Source organism: Ensifer sp. VA4, assembly GCF_055710065.1.
Genome location: NZ_JBVQPO010000005.1, coordinates 356804 through 374700 on the forward strand (window position 1 = coordinate 356804; position 17897 = coordinate 374700).

Consider the following 17897-nt stretch of genomic DNA (forward strand, 5'->3'; position numbering starts at 1 on the left):
ATGCCAAGTATCGTCGTTTCCCCACTCGCCCGTATTGCCGAAATGGCCGTCCGCCACGGCTGTACGGAGATGATCAGCCTGGTCGCCAAGGGCCAGGATTTTCATCGCCCGGGCATCATCACCAAGGCGCGGCACCTGACACTGGGCATGAACGACATCACTTTCGCCGGCACCGGTGATCTGGTGGCACCGCAGGAAGACCATGTCCGGCAAATCATTACCTTCGCCCAGGAATGGGACCGCGCGCGCCCGCTGCTCGTCCATTGCTGGATGGGCGTTTCCCGCTCGCCCGCAGCCGCTCTCATCGCGGCGCTTGCAGCAGAACCGGACCAGGACGACGCAGAGTTGGTGCAGCGCCTGCGGCAAGCCTCGCCCTTCGCGACCCCGAACAGCCGGCTCATCGAAATCGGCGATGCGGTGCTCGAGCGCAACGGACGGCTGATCGCCGCCGTTCGCATGATCGGCCGCGGTGCGGATGCGGACGGTAACGCGCCCTTTGTCCTGCCGCTTCTTGTCGAGGGAGCAACCGTTGCCGACTGAGACGCAGCCGACGACCGTTGAAATCGGCCTCAATGCGGCGATTGTCGCCGTCGTCCAGCGCAGCCCGCGCATCCTCGCCGTCAGCGAAGCGGACGGCGACGCGCGCGACAGCCTGCCCTTCGGCCCTTTCGACCCTGCGCTCCACCGGACATTCGAGACGAGCCTGCGCGATCGCGTCGAAAAGCGAACAGCGCTGAAGCTCGGCTACATCGAGCAGCTCTACACCTTCGGCGACCGCGGCCGGCAGCGGCTACCGGGCGAAGAAGGCAAACACATGGTCTCGGTCGGCTATCTGGCGCTGACCAGGACCGATGCCGAAAACACCGAGCGGCTAGCCGAAGCCGGCGCGCACTGGCGTGACTGGTACGGCTACCTGCCGTGGGAAGATTGGCGTCAGGGCCGCCCGCCAATCCTCGATCAAGCGATCCTGCCGGGGCTTGCCCGCTGGGAGAGCGGCGCCACCGGCGACGAGCGGGCGGGGCCGATTGCGCAACGCCGGGCACGCATCCGCCTCGCCTTCGGCCTCGACGATTTCCCCTGGGATGAAGAGCGTGTGCTGGAGCGCTACGAGCTGCTTTATGAGGCCGGGCTGGTGCCCGAGGCTGTCATCGACGGCCACGGCAACGGCCACGAGGTTCTGACCGCCGGACAGGCGATGCGCCATGACCACAGGCGCATCGTGGCAACCGCGATCGCGAGACTGCGCGGCAAGATCAAGTACCGACCGGTCGTCTTCGAGCTGATGCCGCCGGAGTTCACGCTGACCGACCTGCAAGCGACTGTAGAGGCGATCTCCGGCCGCCACCTGCACAAGCAGAACTTCCGCCGCCTGGTCGAAGGTGCAGAACTGGTGGAGCCGACGGGCATGACGCTTTCGTCCACCGGCGGCCGGCCGGCCGCGCTCTTCCGCTTCCGTCGCCAGATCCTCGACGAGCGCCCTGCCCCAGGCCTCAAGGTTGGCGGGCGCTGATGCCGGCCATCAATCGCTGAAAAGCGGCGCTGCGCTTAAAAACATCCCGAGATGCGACCTACATTTGCTGGATCGTGATATGGTTGGTGCGGTGGGTGGAGGCGAAAAACTCGTCGCCCGCGCTCACGCCAGAACGACGCGAAATTTTCGACTGAGGTAAGCCCATGCTACTCGCACTGACCCTGCTGACGTCGCTGCTCGGCAGCCCGCCGCAATCGGGGATCGACGAGAAGCCGAAGATGCCCGACTATTTCAAGAATCAGCTCGGCGGCTCGCAGCCGCAGACAACGATCTGCAACCTCAGCAGCCAGGATTCGAACGGACAGTTCCGAACCTGCCGCTATGATTGCGGCACGCAGATCACCGTCGGCCAACGTTTCGTCTGCCCGTTCATCATGCAGCGCTGACCCCACCGACGGTGGTGGACTACCGCTCAATCCCCACGTCGAGACCAACATCCAGCGTCGGGGCAGCCATGGTGATCTTTGACGTCGAGATATAATCGACGCCGCTCTCGGCGATCGCGCGCACCGTATCGATCTTGACGTTGCCGGAGGCTTCGAGCCGGGTGCGGCGGGGGTCGAGCGCATAGGCGTCGGCGGAAAGTTGCCAGTGCGCCCGGTTGACGGCGACGGCTTCGCGCAGCAGTTCCGGGCCCATATTGTCGAGCAGGATCACGTCGGGAGCTGCGGTCAGCGCCTCACGCATCTGGTCCAGACCATCGACCTCGATCTCGATCTTGACGAGATGGCCGCAATAGGTCCGCGCCGCGTGAATGGCGCTGGCAACGCCGCCGGAAACGGCGATGTGGTTGTCCTTGATCAGCACCGCGTCATCGAGACCATAGCGATGGTTGGAACCGCCGCCGAGGCGCACGGCATATTTTTCAAGCGCGCGCAGCCCCGGGATGGTCTTGCGGGTGCAACAGATCTTCGCGCGGGTATGGGCGATTTCGTCAGCGAACTTCGCCGTGTAAGTGGCAATGCCCGAGAGATGCATGAGGAAGTTCAGCCCGACGCGCTCGGCTGAAAGCAGACCGCGGGCACGACCGGAAATGCGGGCGATGGCTGTTCCAGCCGCCACTCGGTCTCCGTCCGCCACCAGCGCTTCGAAGCAGATCGACGGGTCGACCAGGCGGAAGGCCGCCCGGGCGAGATCCAGCCCGGCAACGACGCCCGGATCGCGGGCGTTCATGCCGGCCGTTGCCGTCAGTTCCGGCCCGATCGTCGACAGCGTGGTGATGTCGCCGGCACGGCCGAGATCCTCTGTCAGCGCCGCGCGCACCTGGTCCTCGATCATCAGTGCGGGCAGTTCGGGGCGGAGGGCTGCGGTCATTGTCACGGGTCCTGATGTTCAATCGAATGGGCGGCCGGCAGATGCCGGCCTGCTGCAGGTTGCCTTTAACCCTAGCCGGTTCAAGGCGACATGCAGCAATTCAAAGCGCTACGGCGACCTGTGCGCGTCAGAGGGACGCGCAGGCGCTGCAGATCACGCCGCTTCCGTTTCCGCCAGTTCCTGGGTCAGGCGGTTGGCGTCGGCGAGCGTCAAATAAGTGCGGCGGCGCCATTCCGGCCGCTCCGACGGGCAATCGGCGCGGAAGTGGCCGCCACGGCTTTCGGTGCGACGAAGCGCGCCGACGGTGATCAACTTGGCGGTCGTGATGATGTTGGTGAAGCGCATGCGGGTATTCTCGCGCTCGAGCACCGCGATCTCCCGGATTGCCTTCAGCAGGCTCGCGCGGGTGCGGATCACGCCGACGCAGTCGCTCATGAGCTGGCGCAAGACCTTGAGTTGCGGGCTGTCCTCGACGGTCACCGGGTCGTCGTTTTCGCCGGCATTGTCACCCCATTCGGTGAGCTTCGGCGCTGGCAGCGTGCCCTTGATGTTCTCGGCAATGCGGGCGGCGAAGACGACGGCCTCGAGCAGAGAGTTCGAGGCGAGGCGGTTGGCGCCGTGCACCCCGGTCGAGGTCACCTCGCCAGCGGCCCAGAGGCCGTCGATCGAGGTGCGGCCTTCGGCATCCGTCAGAACACCACCCATATGATAGTGAACCGCCGGCACGACCGGGATCGGCTGCGTCACCGGATCGATACCAGCCGCCATGCACGAGGCATAGACCGTCGGGAACATCTCGGGGAAGTGTTTGCCCACGGCCTTGGTGCAATCGAGGAAGGCGCCGCGTCCTGCCTGGACCTCGGCGAAGACCCCGCGCGAAACGATGTCGCGCGGCGCAAGCTCGCCGTCCGGGTGGATATCGAGCATGAAGCGATGGCCGGCCGCATTCAAGAGATGGGCGCCGTCGCCACGAAGCGCCTCGGTCGCAAGCGGCGCCGGATCCTTGCCGATGTTGATCGCAGTCGGGTGGAACTGCACGAATTCCGGATCGGCGATGATCGCGCCGGCACGCGCCGCCATCCCGACCCCCTGTCCGCAGGCCTCCCACGGATTGGTCGTTACCGCATAGAGATGGCCGACGCCGCCGGAGCAAAGCACGACGGCACGCGCCGGGAACGATACGCGCTTCTTCGACTGTCCCGCGTCCGGTCGCGCGATGACACCCGAGATGAACCGGCCCTCGCGAACCAATTCCTCCACGACGTAACCCTCGATTACACGGATTGAAGGCGTCTTGCGCACCGCGGCAATCAACGCCTCCATGATCGCCTTGCCGGCCATGTCGCCTTTGACCCGGACGATGCGACGTTCGGAATGCGCCGCCTCGCGCGAGAGCAGCAACTTGCCTTCGAGGTCGCGATCGAACGGCACGCCATATTCCAGGAGATCGTGAATGCGCGCCGGACCTTCGGCCACCATCATCCGCGTCATCTTCTCGTCGACGATGCCGGCACCGGCGGTGAGCGTGTCGGCGACATGCTTCTCGAAGGTGTCGCCGGGGCTCATGGCCGCGGCGATACCGCCCTGCGCCCAGGCCGAGGAAGCGCCATGGCCGATCGGTGCGGCAGCAAGGATCGTTACCGGCCTCGGGCTCAGCTTCAGCGCACAGAACAGCCCGGCCAAGCCGCCGCCGACGATGACGATATCGTCAATCCCGTTGAAGGATTGCGGGCGAAAATGGTCGGTCAGCATGGTTCGTTCTCCTCCAATGCGCATGCCTGCATCCGGATGAACATCACCCGGCAGAAATTGTTACTGCTTGAGATTCACCATGCGTTCGACCGCCAGGCGGGCGCGATCGGCGATCACGGGGTCGACGAGAACCTCCTCCGTCATGGTGAGCAGGCTGTCGAGGATCTTCGGCAGCGTGATGCGCTTCATGTGCGGACAGAGGTTGCAGGGCTTGACGAATTCGACGCCCTCGACCTCGGCCTGGATGTTCGACGCCATCGAGCATTCGGTGACGAGCAGCACCTTCGACGGGCGGTTGTCCTTGACATAGTTGATCATGCCCGACGTCGAACCGGCGAAGTCGCAGACGGCAATCACATCCGGGTGGCATTCCGGATGACCGATGATCTCGATGCCCGGGTTGGCTTCCTTGTAGGCAAGCAGTTCGGCGGCGGTGAAGCGCTCATGCACCTCGCAGTGACCCTTCCAGGTCAGGATCTTCTTGTTGGTCTGGCGCGCGACGTTCATCGCCAGATATTCGTCCGGGATGCAGAGCACCGTGTCGGATTCCAGGCTCTCGACGACATCGAGCACGTTCGACGAGGTGCAGCAGATGTCGGTCTCGGCCTTCACGTCGGCCGATGTGTTGACGTAGGTCACGACCGGAACGCCCGGATAGCGCTGCTTCAAGAGGCGCACGTCGGCACCGGTGATCGATTCCGACAGCGAACAGCCGGCCTTGGCGTCGGGGATCAGAACCGTCTTTTCCGGGTTCAGCAACTTCGAGGTTTCCGCCATGAAGTGCACGCCGCACTGAATGATGATCTCGGCATCGACCTTTGTGGCGTCGCGCGCAAGCTGCAGCGAATCGCCGACGATATCGGCGACGCAGTGGAAGATGTCGGGCGTCTGATAGTTGTGTGCGAGAATGACCGCATTGCGCTCCTTTTTCAGCCGGTTGATGGCGTGAACGTAGGGCGCATAGACCGGCCACTCGATCGCCGGGATGAAATCCTTCACCTTGTCGTAGAGATGCTCGGTCTCGCGCGCGACTGCCGGCGTGAAGGCAAGCTCGGGTCTTTCGATGATACCGAAACGCTCCGCGGCGCTGACAGGAACCGGGTTCGCTACCACCTCAGTGCGGGGTGCAAGGCGCGTCATCGAGATCTCCTCTCCGCCCCTTTTTTCGGGCGGGCTTTTCAATTATGCTCAAACTGAGCATAATTGAACCAAAACAAAAGCGGCAAAGCCGCATGGGTTGATTTAGAAAGTTTTGTGACAGAATTCAAGAATGGAGCGCTGCTTTTCGCAGCGCCCCCGATTTTGATAGGCGATCAGGCGGTGGCCGGCCGTGCCACGCCCCTTTCCTCGATCGGCCAATGGACGATCGCCGCGAAGACGCCGAGCGCCACGCCGAGCCACCACACCGGATCATAGGAACCGAAGCGGTCGTAGAGATAGCCGCCCATCCACACGCCCAGGAATGAGCCGACCTGGTGCGAGAGAAAGACGATGCCGCCGAGCAGGCCGAGGTGGCGGGTGCCGAACATGATGGCGACGAGCGCGTTGGTCGGCGGCACGGTCGACAGCCAGAGCAGGCCCATGACGATCGCGAAGACGATGACGGAGACCGGCGTCTGCGGCAGCAGCAGGAAGGCAGTCACCGCCACCGAGCGGGCGAGATAGATCAGCGCCAGGAAATAGGGCTTCGAGTAGCGCTGGGCGATGAAACCCGCAGACAGCGAACCGATGATATTGAAGAAGCCGATCAGCGCCAGGGCAATCACCGCATAGCGCGCGTCAATGCCGATATCGCCGATATAGGCCGGGAAATGCGCGGTGATGAAGGCAACCTGGTAGCCACAGACGAAGAAGCCCGAAACCAAGAGCAGGTAGCTCCTGTGGCCGAGCGCCTCCTTCAGCGCCTCGCCGATCGATTGCTTGTAGTGCGCCTCGCTCTGGCGACCGGAGGACGCATTGCCGCGCAGCGGAAGCGCGAAGAACGGCACCAGCAGCATGAGGACGCCGAGATAGACCAGACTGTCCGACCAGCCATAGGCGGAGATCAGCCCCTGGCTCAAAGGCGCGAACAGGAACATGCCGGCCGAGCCCGCCGCCGTGCCAATGCCGAAGGCGAGCGACCGCTGGTCGGGCGAAACGTTGCGTGCGAAGGCGGAGAGGACGATGCCGAAGGAACCCGAAGCGATACCCAGCCCTACCAGGATACCGCCGCCAATATGCAGCCAGATCGGCGCGTTGGCGAAGGCCATGATGAACAGGCCCGCAGCATAGAGAAGCCCCGACATGGCCAGCACCCGCCAGGTGCCGAAGCGGTCGGCAATCGCGCCGAAGAACGGCTGCCCCAGTCCCCAGCAGAGGTTTTGCACGGCCATGGCAAGGCCGAAGGTCGTCCGGTCCCAGCCGGTATCGGCGAGCATCGGCAACTGGAAGAAGCCCATCGCCGAGCGTGGGCCGAAGGTGAGCATTGCAACGATCGAGCCGGCCGCAATGATCAGCCAGGGCATCTCCCGGCTGGCACTGGACGGCGCACATGCTCCGGAAACAGCGGACATGGAATATCTCCGATTGAAGGAGCGGCATCCTATGCGGCGGTCAAAATAGAGAAAAGCCAATTAAATTGACGCCGCGATCACCGGAATTGATGCCCGCCTCACCCGGCGCTGCGGAAACGGCTGCGGAACAGATCGATCACCCGGTCGAGCCATCCCCGGGAATCCGCGTGAATGGGAGAAGCACAACGCCTCCCCCCGCCAGCCTCTCGGATCTCGGCGCCAAGCTACTCGGTATCACGCCCTGGGCGTGAGGGGCTCTGAAAAGTTGGAGCGGAATGCGGCCGGAAACCGCATGCATTTTTCCTCATCCCGCTCTATGCCGAAACACGCACCTTCATCGGCCAGCGCTCGCTGCGCCGGCCGATGACCTTGACCTCGTCGCCGAGCCTCACGGTGCCTTCGCTGCGCGGGACCGCATTCCAGCCGAAGAGGACGCCGGCCACGCGCCGGTCGGCCGACATGCGCTTTTCGGCCAGCCCCTGGATCGGGTTGCCGCCGATGCGCTCGCCGGTGAGTTGGTCCTGTGTCGTCATGATGCAACGGGAGCAAGGCTTGACGAGATCGAACCGGATACCGCCGATCTCGACGCTTTCCCAGAAATCTTCCTCCCAGGCTTCGTCGCAATCGACGAGGATATTGGTGCGGAAACGATCCATGCCGACGGGTTCCTGACCCTTTTCAGTGAGCGTCCGGTTGAGATCAGCGAGCGAGCCTGTCGTCGTGATCAGGATCGGGAAGCCATCGGCAAAGCCCACCGGTGCCGCCGTACCCGCCCATTCGGCACCGACCAGGCGCTCGGCCGAGGCGTCCATGTGGGCAAGCTTGACCGGGCGGGCGAACCATGCGGACAGAACCGCGTCCGTCGCATCGTCCGACACGGCAGCATCGACTTCGCTGCCCCAGACCCGGACGTTGAGCCGGCGATCCGGATCAAAGCGTACCGCAATCTCGCTGCCACCCATCTTCAGGTGCACGCCGCCATCGATGTGGCTGGCTTCGACCTTCGCCAGCGCCTGCAATTCGCGCTGCGTAATGAAGCGCCCATCCGGCTCGATCAGCATGAAACGCCGGTCGCCCTCGACACCGTCGAGATTGACGGTAACCATCTCGCGGGCGATCGCGCGGCCGCTCTTCAGCGGATGAATGTTGAGGCCGGTCACCTTCATGGGCAATTCCTTCATCTTCAAAAATTGATTCAAGCGCCTGACGATCCGATTCACCAGGTCGCGATAATCCGTTGAAACGGCTAGATCATTTTTCTGTTTCGAGGAAACGGGGAAATGATCCAGTTTCTGAAAAGTCGCAAATCCGAACGGAAAACCGTTTCACACTTTTCCTGGATTTGCTCTAAATTTCATCGAGCATCATGGCAAGCACGTCGCGCAGCCGTTGCTCGCGCTCCATGGCCAATCGGCGGCCAGCTTCGGTCTTGAAGCCATCGGCCAGCCGGAAAAGCTTGGTTTCGAAATGGTCGATGGCGAAGGCCTTGTCATCGAGCGGCCTTGCCTCCGCCAGCGGATCGAGCGGATCATAGAGGCCGCTGCCCATGCGCCCGGCGATGTAGAAACACCGGGCGGCACCGACCATGCCGATCGCATCCAGCCGGTCGGCATCCTGTAGGATCTTCGCCTCCAGCGTCTCCGGCGGAATGTTGGCGGAGAAGCTGTGAGTCAAAATGGCATGCGCCACCGCGGCCGTGTCCGCCGCGTCCCATCCGAGACCTTGCAGGATGCCTGTCGCCTTCTCCGCCGCCAGCCGCGATGCCTCAGTGCGCAACGGCGAGTTCTTCTCGACCGAAACGCAATCATGCAGCAGCACCGCTGCGGCAAGCGGCCGGGCATCCCCGCCCTCCTCCGCATGGATGCGTGCGGCGTTCTTCCAGACGCGGATCAGATGGGCGGCATCATGCGACCCGTCATCGGCGGCAAAGGCATGCGGCAACAGCACCGCTGCGAGCTCCTCATGCGGCGTGAAGGCGGCCGCGAGTTTCGAAATGCGTGTCATGACATCCTATTGCTGTTCGGTCGGGTTCGTCGGCGCCGTCGATGCGGCGCCGACACCGGACAGGATCTTCTGGTAGAAAAGCCCGATGCCGATCAATACCCCGCCAAGGCCGATGAAGGACAGTGCCCGCAGGAAACCTTCGAGGTTGGACATGTCGATCAGGAACACTTTCAACACGGCGACGAAGACGAGAACGGCCGAAGCGATGCGGATGCTCTTGGCATGGAAGCGCGAACCGAGCACGAGCAGCAGCACGCCGAGCAGCAGCCAGACGACAGAATAGGTGTAGGTTTCTCCCTGCAGGAAATCCTTCCAATCCGCGATGTTTTCCCCCTGCCACGCGCGGCGCACGGTAAGGCTGGCCCAAGCGAAGGCAAGGACCGCGCCGCTGACCGCGAGCGCCATGACATAGGGCAAAGGCCGCTTGTCGCGCGCGTACCAGGCGAGCCCGGCATAGCCGAGCCCCGGCAACAGATAGCCGATCAGCAGCAGGTCGAAGAACGGGATACGGCCCAGGAGCTCGCCGCTGAAGTAAGGATTGAGGCCGAGGAGATGCGCCGACAGCACCGACAACATCGAGAGTACGCCGAGGCCCATGCCGCAGTAACGGAAGACGGGACTCGGCGACTTCATGTCGAGGCTCATGAAGATGGCGGACGCTCCGATCGCCAGCAGCGTGTAGATCGACTGCTCGCCGAGCGTCGGTACCGAGCTGTCGAGCACGCCGCCGTTCATCGCATGGCGCACCAGGATCGCGAGCGTCAGCAGCACGAAGAGGCTCGCCAGCGCCTGCAGGAGGTTGCGCACGCGCGTATCCGGCCAGGACCTGAGGAAGTAGGCCGAACCGGCGAGGAGCGCGGCGGGAATGCCGTAGCCGGGCAACAGCGCATTGAAGACGGGCGTGGTGCCGAGATTGCCAGCACCGACGATCGTCGGCTCCCAGGCGATGCGTCCGAGAACGACGACGGCCGCCGCGCCGGTCATCCAGGGCAGCATCGGCCAGGTGCGGATGCGCGTCGCGAGCGCATAGGCCGTACCGAGCACGGCAATCGCAAGCGTCGTGACCAATCCGTCCGTCCAGGCATGAAGCGCAAGAACGAAGAATGCGAACGAACCGGCGACCAGCAGGCCAGCCGCCGTGTCGCGTGCCTCGGTCCCGCCGTCATGTCGGTAAAGCCAGTCCGCCAGCGCGAGCAGCACGGCGCCGAGGACGAGCGAGAACAGGCCGTGCGGCAGGTCGAAGGCATAGTTACCGGTCATCAGGAATGACATGACCGTCAGCGCGATCGGAACGCCCGCGGCAATGCCGGCCCAGAGGGTCGAATATTGCGGATGCGTGACGAGGCGGCGCGACAGCACGAAGCCACCGAGCACCACGAACAGCGCCGCAAGCAGCATCGCGGTGATCATGGCGGTCCGCCCGGGCAGCACGACCGTCGGGAGAGCATCGGCCAGCGAGGGATCGAGATAGGCGAGCACGCCGCTCAGCGCCGTCAGGCTCCAGACGCCGGCGACTGCGCCGACCGCAGAAAGCACGGCGGGATAGACCGCCGTCGTCCGCCACGCTCCGAGCGCTGCCAGCGCAGCAATGACCACGGCAAATTCCGTCACAGGATATTTGACCGCGGTCACCGCCGGGCTGATGAGAAGGAGCGCCAGAACCGTGGCGGCGATGGCCGCGGAAATGGAAATTGCCGCATGCGGCGGGATAAACAGCCGCTCCCACGGTCCGGCAACGGCGCCGCGTCGCGCCACTCCGTCAGGCACCTCGGCCGCAGGCGCTGCTTCCGTGGCCCCCGGCCAGATAAGACAGGTGCCCGCGATCATCACCAGCAGCGCAAAAGCGACCGGCAGCGGTTCGAATGGCGAAACCGCACTGATATAGGCGAGCCCCCAAAGCCCGATGCCCGCATTGGCCAAAGTTGGCACTACGGTCCAGGTCCGCAGCCGCGAGGCTAAGAGGGTCGCCACCCAGACGACTGACAGGAAACCGAAGAGCACCCAGGGGCGCGGCTCGTCGCTGGAGACGAGTGCCGGCGTTGCGAGCGAGGCAAGCAGACCGAGGCCGGCGAGCGCCTGTCCATGCAGCAGCGACAGACCGACGGTCGCCAGCGAGATCGCGGCCAAGAGAACGAATGCTGAGCCCGCGCCGATATAGCCGTAGATGTCGTAGGCGGCATAGGCGACGCCGAAGAGGGTGACGGCACCGGCAGCCGTCAGGATGCCGGGGATCATCGCGTTCTGGAACTCATTGGCGATGACAGGCACGGCGCGCCTGCGAATGACCTCCCCCGCGGCCACCAGCAGGAGGCCGAACAGGGCGGCAAGCGTGAGGCGAACCGCCGGGCTCAGGAGGCCGGCATCGATCGAATATTTGACCATGAAGACGCCGCCGAGCGCCAGCGCGATGCCGCCGACCCAGACGGCCCAACGCGCACCGAGACGGCTTTCCAGGCTTTCGGCTTTACGGGGCGCGGCCATGACCGGCTGCGGCGCTTCCGTGCCGGCGGCGATCGTCCCGTCGCCCTCGATGCCTTCCGCCGCTTTCTCGGCGTCGCCAAGGATCCGCTCACCCTCGTGCACACTTGCCGGCAGGCCGACGGCGGCAACCGTCTCCGTTTCCGTCGGCAATTCGGGCGCAGCGGCAAACTCTTCGCTCGTGCCTTCGGCTTCAACGCCATCGCGCGACGAGGCCTTCAGGCTTGCGACCTCCGCCCTCAAGGTGGCGAGTTCACGCTCCAGCCGCTCGGCCGTCCTGCGACCGCCGACCAAAGCAGCAAGCGCCAGGATAACGGCAAAAAGATCAAAGAGTTCGAACATGGTTTCCCCTGACAGTCGCACATGCAAACCGCGCGCAACCATACAAACTTTTGCGCGCTCGCCAAATGTCTACAGCGCCGCGCGTCCCGCCCGACGCGCAAAGATCGCTGTAGCACCTGAATTGCCGCATGTTTCCTTAAATCGAAGACGGTTTAAGGAAACATGCCGTAGACGGGGCGAGTGCTGTAATCTCTTCACGGAAATGTCGCAGAACTGTCATCGAGCAACTGATACAGGCGGATGAGCACCGCCGTCGCACGCGGTGGTTTCCATCGTTCAACCAGGAGACCCGATCATGGACAAGCATCTCGGCCAGACGGAAGAGACCGAATTCAAGACGCTGACGGAACGCAGGGAAGAGCTGGAAGACATCGGCCACAACTGTTCCACCAATCCGACGATGGGCGACATCATCCATCGCCGCTTCTCGCGCCGCTCGTTTATCGGCGGCTCGCTTGCCGTTGCCGCGATTTCGACGACCGTCAGCCCGCTCGCTCTCCTGACCGCCGAAGAAGCGCGCGCCGAAGAAGGTTCGCGTTTCGACTTCACCGAGATCGAAGCCGGCGTTGATGAAAAGCACCATGTCGCCAAAGGCTACGATGCCGATATCCTGCTGCGCTGGGGCGACAAGATCTTCGCCGACAGCCCGGAGTTCGACCCGAAGAACCAGACGGCCGCCGCCCAGGAAAAACTGTTCGGCTACAACAACGACTATGTCGGCTTCATCCCGCTCGACGGCAGCGCCGACCACGGTCTCCTGGTCGTCAACCACGAGTACACCAATGCCGAGTTGATGTTCCCGGCGTTCGCCAGCGTCGTGAAGGAAAAGGTGACGAAGGACGGCAAGGAAGTCGAGGAAGAGAAGGTCATTCTCGGCGAATATACCAAGGAACTGGTCGACATCGAGATGGCCGCCCATGGCGGCACGATCATCGAGATCCGCAAGGTCGACGGCAAATGGCAGCCGGTTCTCGACGGCAAGCACAACCGCCGCATCACCGTCAACACCGAGATGCAGATCACCGGCCCCGCCGCCGGTCATGACCGCCTGAAGACGCAGTCCGATCCGACGGGCAGACAAGTCTTCGGCACGATCAACAACTGCGCCGGCGGCGTCACCGCCTGGGGCACCTACATGATGGCCGAAGAAAACTTCAACGGCTATTTCGGCGGCGAGATTGCCGAGGATCATCCCGAATACAAGCAACTCAAGCGCCTGGGCGCCCCGGGCGGCCAGTATGAATGGGCCTCCTTCTATGACCGGTTCGACGTCTCCAAGGAGCCGAACGAAGCCAATCGTTTCGGCTGGATCGTCGAGGTCGACGCGCTGGACCCGACTTCGGTGCCGAAGAAGCGCACCGCACTCGGCCGCTTCAAGCATGAAGGCTGCGAATCGATCGTCAACAAGGATGGCCGCGTCGTGCTCTATTCCGGCGACGACGAGCGTTTCGACTATGTCTACAAGTTCGTGACCAAGGGCACGTTCAACCCTGATGATCGTGCCGCCAACATGGATCTCTTCGACGAAGGCACGCTCTATGTCGCCAAGTTCGATGAAGACGGCACCGTCACCTGGATGCCGCTGGTCCACGGCGAGGGCCCGCTGACCGAAGCCAACGGCTTCGCCTCCCAGGCCGACGTGCTGATCAACACCCGTCTTGCCTCCGATGCACTCGGCGCCACCAAGATGGACCGTCCGGAAGACGTGCAGCCGAACCCGAAGACGGGCAAGGTCTACGTGATGCTGACCAACAATACCAAGCGCAAGGCCGAAGAAGTCGACGCCGCCAACCCGCGCGCCAAGAACGCTTTCGGCCATATCGTCGAGATCACCGAGACCGACGGCGACTTCGCTTCGCTGAAGAGCCGCTGGGACGTGCTGCTGAAGTGCGGCGATCCAAGTGTTGCCGAGGTCGGCGCTTCGTTCTCGACCGCCACCACCAAGAACGGCTGGTTCGGCATGCCCGACAATTGCGCCATCGACGCCGACGGCCGCCTCTGGGTGGCGACCGACGGCAACAACCAGAAGGAAACCGGCCGCACCGACGGCATCTGGGCGATCGACACGGACGGCGCCGCCCGCGGCACGTCGAAGCTCTTCTTCCGCGTGCCGGTTGGTGCCGAAATGTGTGGTCCCTGCTTCAACCCGACGTCGGATAGCTTCTTCCTCTCGGTCCAGCATCCGGGCGACGCCGGCCTTGCCACCTACGAGACGCCGGCAACCCGCTGGCCCGACTTTAAGGATGACATGCCGGTTCGCCCGGCAGTCGTCGCCGTGACCAAGCAGGGTGGCGGCCGCATCGGCTGATCAGGACTGCGGATCGCAAACGAACGCCGCGCAGCTCTGCGCGGCGTTCTTGTTTCCGGAGTTGTTTTTGGCGACGCAATTCCGGACGGAAAACCGCTTCGCACTTTTCCTGGAATTGCTTTTAACGCCGCAGATTGTCGATCGGGAAGATCGCGCAGGTTTCAGTACCATGGGCCAGCAGCTTGCCGTTGCCGTCGCGAAGCCAGGCTTCCGATGTCGCGATCGTCCGGCCGCGATGCACGATGCGCCCCTCGCAGAAGACCTCCCCCATTCCGGGGAGCAACGGCCGGACGAGGTTCACCTTGAACTCGACGGTCGTATAGGCTTCACCCGGTTTAACCGTGGTGAAGACAGCGCAGCCGAGCGCGGAGTCCATGATCGTCGCCGTCCAACCGCCATGAACCGTGCCGAGCGGGTTGAGATGTTCCTCGGTCGGCAATCCCTTGAAGACCACCCGGCCCTCCTCGACCTCGGTCAGGCCGAACTTCAGCGTCGCCGACATCGGCGGAGCCGGCAGATCGCCGCTCAAGAGGTCCTGCATCGCCTTGAGGCCCCCGTCGCGGGCAACACGATCGAGGGGCAGCACGCCGATTCCAGATACGGGCATGCCGGGGTAAAGCTCCTGGAACATCTAATACTCCTGGGTCAGGCTGCTCAGTCAGGCGGCCGAAGGATGGGATTTCAGCGCCTTGAGCGCCGCATGGACGAAGCCGTCGCGCGCGGAAGATACGTCGAGACCGCGCGGCTCATAGACATGGCGGTTGAGGAAGAAGGCGGTCAGGCGGAAGGCGGCGGCAAGGCTGTCGTGATCCGCCGCCCGGCGCGTTTGCGCGGAAAGGAACTCCGGCAGCGCCAACATCCGGTCGGCATAGCGTTCCCCCGCCGCCCGGCAGACCGCCCTGCCCGATTTCGGCGAGACATAGACCAGTTCGGTGCGCGCACCGGTCGCGACACATTCCGTCAGATCGAGCCCGAATCCGAGGTCGTTGAGAACCGCAAGCTCGAAGCGCACGAACAATTCTCCGGCATCGGCCGGATCGGCGAGATGATCGACGATGACGGTCAGCGCCTCGTAGAGATGCGGATGCGGGTCACGCTCCGGGAGGAGCCGCAGCAGCGCACCGAGAGCCTGGATGCCATAGACCGAGGTCGCCGTCTCCATCAGCCGGGCGGCACGCAGTTCCACCGGTTCGATGCGGAATTCGCCCATGTGCTCGTCAAGCCGGGCGCGCCAGGTCACTTCCACCGAATTGCCCGGCTGCAGCACCGGCTGCATGATGCGCGAGCGGCCGGAGCGCACCATGCCGAGATGCCGGCCGTGGGCGGCGCTCATAACCTCCACGATGGCCGAGCTTTCGCCGTGCCGCCGTATCCCGAGAATAATGGCCTGATCGCTCCATTGCATGGATATGGCATACACCCGCGGTCGAAAGCGGATCAAGCTATGTTGCGAGGACAAGCGCGACGCGGCCGAGTGTCGCCTTTCGGTCACACTCATTGGTTGCCTCATTTGCGACATGCTGTCGCCGCCCGGACGCCGTCTTTGACATTAGAACGGAAGAGCGGCAAAAGCCGTGCCTCCCGCCCAAAATGACAATCAGCAGGATCAAAATTTTCATTATGTGTGTGTCCCGGAACAGCGCCGGCCGCCTGGCGCAGCTCTTCGCCCTTCTTCTCGCCACCTCGACGCTCGCCAGTTGCGTCACCACGTCGGGGCCGGCCAAGCCGAAGGGACCGGATCCACACTATGTGGCGATGTACGGGCCGCTGCCCAACGAAAAGTTCCCGCTGGACGCGATCGATATCAGCATGGTCGACAAGCGATATCTGCGCCAGCAGGTCGCCTATCAGACGCATGAGCCGCCGGGCACGATCGTGATCGATACGCAGAACCGCTTCCTCTACCTCGTCCAGGATGGCGGCATGGCGATGCGCTACGGCATCGGTGTCGGCAAGGCCGGCCTGGAATTCGCGGGCGAGGCGCGCATTGCGCGCAAGGCCGAATGGCCGCGCTGGACGCCGACGCAGGACATGGTGGCGCGCGAGCCCGAGCGCTACGGCCCGCTTGCCGGCGGGATGGAGCCGGGTGTGCGCAACCCGCTTGGACCGCGCGCGCTTTATCTCTTCCAGGGCAACCGCGACACGCTGTTCCGCATCCACGGCACGACCGAGGCCTGGTCGATCGGCAAGGCCGTGTCGAGCGGCTGCATCCGTCTCTTCAACCCCGATATCATCGATCTCTACAGCCGCGTGCCGCTCGACTCGCGTGTCGTGGTACTGCAGGCCGAACCGCCGATGACGGAGCCGGCCGCCGGCGTGCCCATGGCGAGCGCTGCCAATGGCGGCCTGCCCCCGGCCTATTGATAGAACGCCTTGCCGATCCAAGCCATCCACGAGCGCCGGATCAGCCAATATGCGGGACACGCGATGTCGGTCCTCTCCGCGCTGCAACAGGGGCTGGACCGACCATCGGAGTGATGGTTTCGACTTTCCATTGCGCGGCTTTCTTCGTAAGAACGCCCTGACAACACAATCTGGGGACATGGTCGTGCGCTACCTCATCACCGGCACCGCGGGCTTCATCGGTTTTCATCTCGCCAAGCGATTGATCGACGAAGGACATTTCGTGGTCGGCTTCGACGGCATGACGCCCTATTACGATGTCACGCTGAAGCAGCGCCGGCATGCAATCCTGTCCCGATCGAACGGCTTCAAGGCCGTCGTCGGCATGCTCGAAGACCGCGCGGCGCTGAACCATGCGGCGGAGATTGCCGAGCCCGAGGTCATCATCCACCTCGCGGCCCAGGCCGGCGTGCGCTACAGCCTCGAAAATCCCAAGGCCTATGTCGATTCCAACCTCTTCGGTTCGTGGAACATCCTGGAACTGGCGCGCGAACTCGGCCCGAAGCACCTGATGCTCGCCTCGACGTCGTCGATCTACGGCGCCAACGAGAAGATCCCGTTTGCGGAAACCGATCGCGCCGATGAGCCGATGACGCTCTATGCCGCCACGAAGAAATCGATGGAGCTGATGGCGCACAGCTATGCCCATCTCTACAAGGTTCCGACCACGGCCTTCCGCTTCTTCACCGTCTATGGTCCCTGGGGCCGGCCCGACATGGCGCTGTTCAAGTTCGTCGACGCCATTCACAAGGGACAGCCGATCGACATCTACGGCGAAGGCCGCATGAGCCGCGACTTCACCTACATCGACGACCTCGTCGAAGGCATTCTCCGGCTCTCGCAAGTGGCGCCGGCGGAAGAAAACCGCGTGCCGTCCGAGAGGGCCGAGGACACGCTGTCGCGCCAGGGGCCGTTCCGGGTCGTCAATGTCGGCGGCGGCCAGCCGGTCGAGCTGATGACCTTCGTCGAGACGGTCGAGAAGGCGGTCGGCAAACCGGCGCTGCGCAACATGCTGCCGATGCAGCAGGGCGACGTGCCGCGCACCTATGCCTCTCCCGATCTGCTCGAGGCATTGACCGATTTCAAACCCTCGATCCCGGTGGAAGAAGGCGTGGCGCGCTTTGCCGCCTGGTATGAGGAATACTACAATGTCGACGGCAAAGCCGGATCCTCGGCCTCGCAGGCATAAGCACGTGCGAACCGGCAGGGTTTG

At 63.8% G+C, this 17897-nt stretch carries 15 protein-coding genes and 1 pseudogene; 7 read left to right on the top strand and 9 right to left on the bottom strand.

Annotated features, from left to right (window positions below):
• From AC0C6X_RS11125 to AC0C6X_RS11135, 3 genes are all read left to right on the top strand, one after another.
• On the top strand, positions 1-540 hold the full coding sequence (locus tag AC0C6X_RS11125) for a tyrosine phosphatase family protein (protein WP_173516025.1): 540 nt from the start codon (positions 1-3) through the stop codon (positions 538-540).
• Positions 476-1510, top strand: a complete 1035-nt coding sequence (locus tag AC0C6X_RS11130) for an NUDIX hydrolase (protein ID WP_173516024.1) — start codon at positions 476-478, stop codon at positions 1508-1510. The genes AC0C6X_RS11125 and AC0C6X_RS11130 overlap by 65 nt, the downstream gene beginning before the upstream one ends.
• 164 nt (positions 1511-1674) lie before the next feature.
• Positions 1675-1917, top strand: coding sequence for a hypothetical protein (locus AC0C6X_RS11135; RefSeq protein ID WP_173516023.1), 243 nt, complete (start codon positions 1675-1677; stop codon positions 1915-1917).
• A gap of 19 nt (positions 1918-1936) precedes the next feature.
• On the opposite strand, the gene nadC is transcribed toward AC0C6X_RS11135, so the two are convergent.
• The 7 genes from nadC to AC0C6X_RS11170 all read right to left on the bottom strand — a co-directional run bounded on the left by nadC (position 1937) and on the right by AC0C6X_RS11170 (position 11973).
• The gene (gene nadC, locus AC0C6X_RS11140) at positions 1937-2845 is read right to left on the bottom strand and encodes a carboxylating nicotinate-nucleotide diphosphorylase (RefSeq protein ID WP_472953092.1); all 909 of its coding nucleotides are present in this window, start codon (positions 2843-2845) and stop codon (positions 1937-1939) included.
• A gap of 153 nt (positions 2846-2998) precedes the next feature.
• Positions 2999-4597 (bottom strand): L-aspartate oxidase, encoded by a 1599-nt coding sequence (locus AC0C6X_RS11145; RefSeq protein ID WP_173516021.1) that lies wholly within the window; start codon positions 4595-4597, stop codon positions 2999-3001.
• Between the two features lie 60 nt (positions 4598-4657).
• Positions 4658-5737 (bottom strand): quinolinate synthase NadA, encoded by a 1080-nt coding sequence (gene nadA, locus AC0C6X_RS11150; protein WP_173516020.1) that lies wholly within the window; start codon positions 5735-5737, stop codon positions 4658-4660.
• A gap of 173 nt (positions 5738-5910) precedes the next feature.
• A complete protein-coding gene (locus AC0C6X_RS11155) occupies positions 5911-7149 on the bottom strand; it encodes an MFS transporter (RefSeq protein WP_472953095.1) in 1239 nt (412 codons plus the stop codon).
• A gap of 314 nt (positions 7150-7463) precedes the next feature.
• Positions 7464-8315 (bottom strand): MOSC domain-containing protein, encoded by an 852-nt coding sequence (locus tag AC0C6X_RS11160; RefSeq protein ID WP_472953098.1) that lies wholly within the window; start codon positions 8313-8315, stop codon positions 7464-7466.
• Between the two features lie 181 nt (positions 8316-8496).
• Positions 8497-9153, bottom strand: coding sequence for an HD domain-containing protein (locus tag AC0C6X_RS11165; RefSeq protein WP_247957880.1), 657 nt, complete (start codon positions 9151-9153; stop codon positions 8497-8499).
• A gap of 6 nt (positions 9154-9159) precedes the next feature.
• Complete coding sequence (locus AC0C6X_RS11170; protein WP_472953100.1) at positions 9160-11973, bottom strand: DUF2339 domain-containing protein; 2814 nt, start codon at positions 11971-11973, stop codon at positions 9160-9162.
• Between the two features lie 295 nt (positions 11974-12268).
• Here AC0C6X_RS11170 and AC0C6X_RS11175 point away from each other — a divergent pair, with 295 nt between their 5' ends.
• Positions 12269-14281 carry a PhoX family protein gene (locus AC0C6X_RS11175; RefSeq protein ID WP_472953102.1) on the top strand — a complete coding sequence of 671 codons (2013 nt, stop codon included), beginning with the start codon at positions 12269-12271 and terminating at the stop codon, positions 14279-14281.
• A gap of 121 nt (positions 14282-14402) precedes the next feature.
• Here the strand turns inward: AC0C6X_RS11175 and AC0C6X_RS11180 are convergent, their stop codons facing one another.
• Positions 14403-14912, bottom strand: coding sequence for a PaaI family thioesterase (locus AC0C6X_RS11180; protein ID WP_472953105.1), 510 nt, complete (start codon positions 14910-14912; stop codon positions 14403-14405).
• 27 nt (positions 14913-14939) lie between these two features.
• Complete coding sequence (gene recO, locus AC0C6X_RS11185; RefSeq protein ID WP_173516013.1) at positions 14940-15686, bottom strand: DNA repair protein RecO; 747 nt, start codon at positions 15684-15686, stop codon at positions 14940-14942.
• 215 nt (positions 15687-15901) lie between these two features.
• Between recO and AC0C6X_RS11190 the strand changes: the two genes are divergently transcribed.
• The 3 genes and pseudogenes from AC0C6X_RS11190 to AC0C6X_RS11200 all read left to right on the top strand — a co-directional run bounded on the left by AC0C6X_RS11190 (position 15902) and on the right by AC0C6X_RS11200 (position 17873).
• Positions 15902-16645, top strand: a complete 744-nt coding sequence (locus AC0C6X_RS11190) for a L,D-transpeptidase (RefSeq protein ID WP_173516012.1) — start codon at positions 15902-15904, stop codon at positions 16643-16645.
• Between the two features lie 3 nt (positions 16646-16648).
• Positions 16649-16759 (top strand): annotated as a pseudogene (locus AC0C6X_RS11195) (transcriptional regulator); the annotation flags it as partial.
• Positions 16760-16829: 70 nt separating this feature from the next.
• Positions 16830-17873 (top strand): NAD-dependent epimerase, encoded by a 1044-nt coding sequence (locus AC0C6X_RS11200; RefSeq protein ID WP_173516011.1) that lies wholly within the window; start codon positions 16830-16832, stop codon positions 17871-17873.
• The last annotated feature ends 24 nt before the right edge of the window (positions 17874-17897 follow it).

Coding starts and splice junctions, on each gene's coding strand:
- AC0C6X_RS11125 (WP_173516025.1), top strand. CDS start 1: ATGCCAAGTATCGTCGTTTCCCCACTCGCCCGTATTGCCGAAATGGCC.
- AC0C6X_RS11130 (WP_173516024.1), top strand. CDS start 476: ATGCGGACGGTAACGCGCCCTTTGTCCTGCCGCTTCTTGTCGAGGGAG.
- AC0C6X_RS11135 (WP_173516023.1), top strand. CDS start 1,675: ATGCTACTCGCACTGACCCTGCTGACGTCGCTGCTCGGCAGCCCGCCG.
- nadC (WP_472953092.1), bottom strand. CDS start 2,845: ATGACCGCAGCCCTCCGCCCCGAACTGCCCGCACTGATGATCGAGGAC.
- AC0C6X_RS11145 (WP_173516021.1), bottom strand. CDS start 4,597: ATGCTGACCGACCATTTTCGCCCGCAATCCTTCAACGGGATTGACGAT.
- nadA (WP_173516020.1), bottom strand. CDS start 5,737: ATGACGCGCCTTGCACCCCGCACTGAGGTGGTAGCGAACCCGGTTCCT.
- AC0C6X_RS11155 (WP_472953095.1), bottom strand. CDS start 7,149: ATGTCCGCTGTTTCCGGAGCATGTGCGCCGTCCAGTGCCAGCCGGGAG.
- AC0C6X_RS11160 (WP_472953098.1), bottom strand. CDS start 8,315: ATGAAGGTGACCGGCCTCAACATTCATCCGCTGAAGAGCGGCCGCGCG.
- AC0C6X_RS11165 (WP_247957880.1), bottom strand. CDS start 9,153: ATGACACGCATTTCGAAACTCGCGGCCGCCTTCACGCCGCATGAGGAG.
- AC0C6X_RS11170 (WP_472953100.1), bottom strand. CDS start 11,973: ATGTTCGAACTCTTTGATCTTTTTGCCGTTATCCTGGCGCTTGCTGCT.
- AC0C6X_RS11175 (WP_472953102.1), top strand. CDS start 12,269: ATGGACAAGCATCTCGGCCAGACGGAAGAGACCGAATTCAAGACGCTG.
- AC0C6X_RS11180 (WP_472953105.1), bottom strand. CDS start 14,912: ATGTTCCAGGAGCTTTACCCCGGCATGCCCGTATCTGGAATCGGCGTG.
- recO (WP_173516013.1), bottom strand. CDS start 15,686: ATGCAATGGAGCGATCAGGCCATTATTCTCGGGATACGGCGGCACGGC.
- AC0C6X_RS11190 (WP_173516012.1), top strand. CDS start 15,902: ATGTGTGTGTCCCGGAACAGCGCCGGCCGCCTGGCGCAGCTCTTCGCC.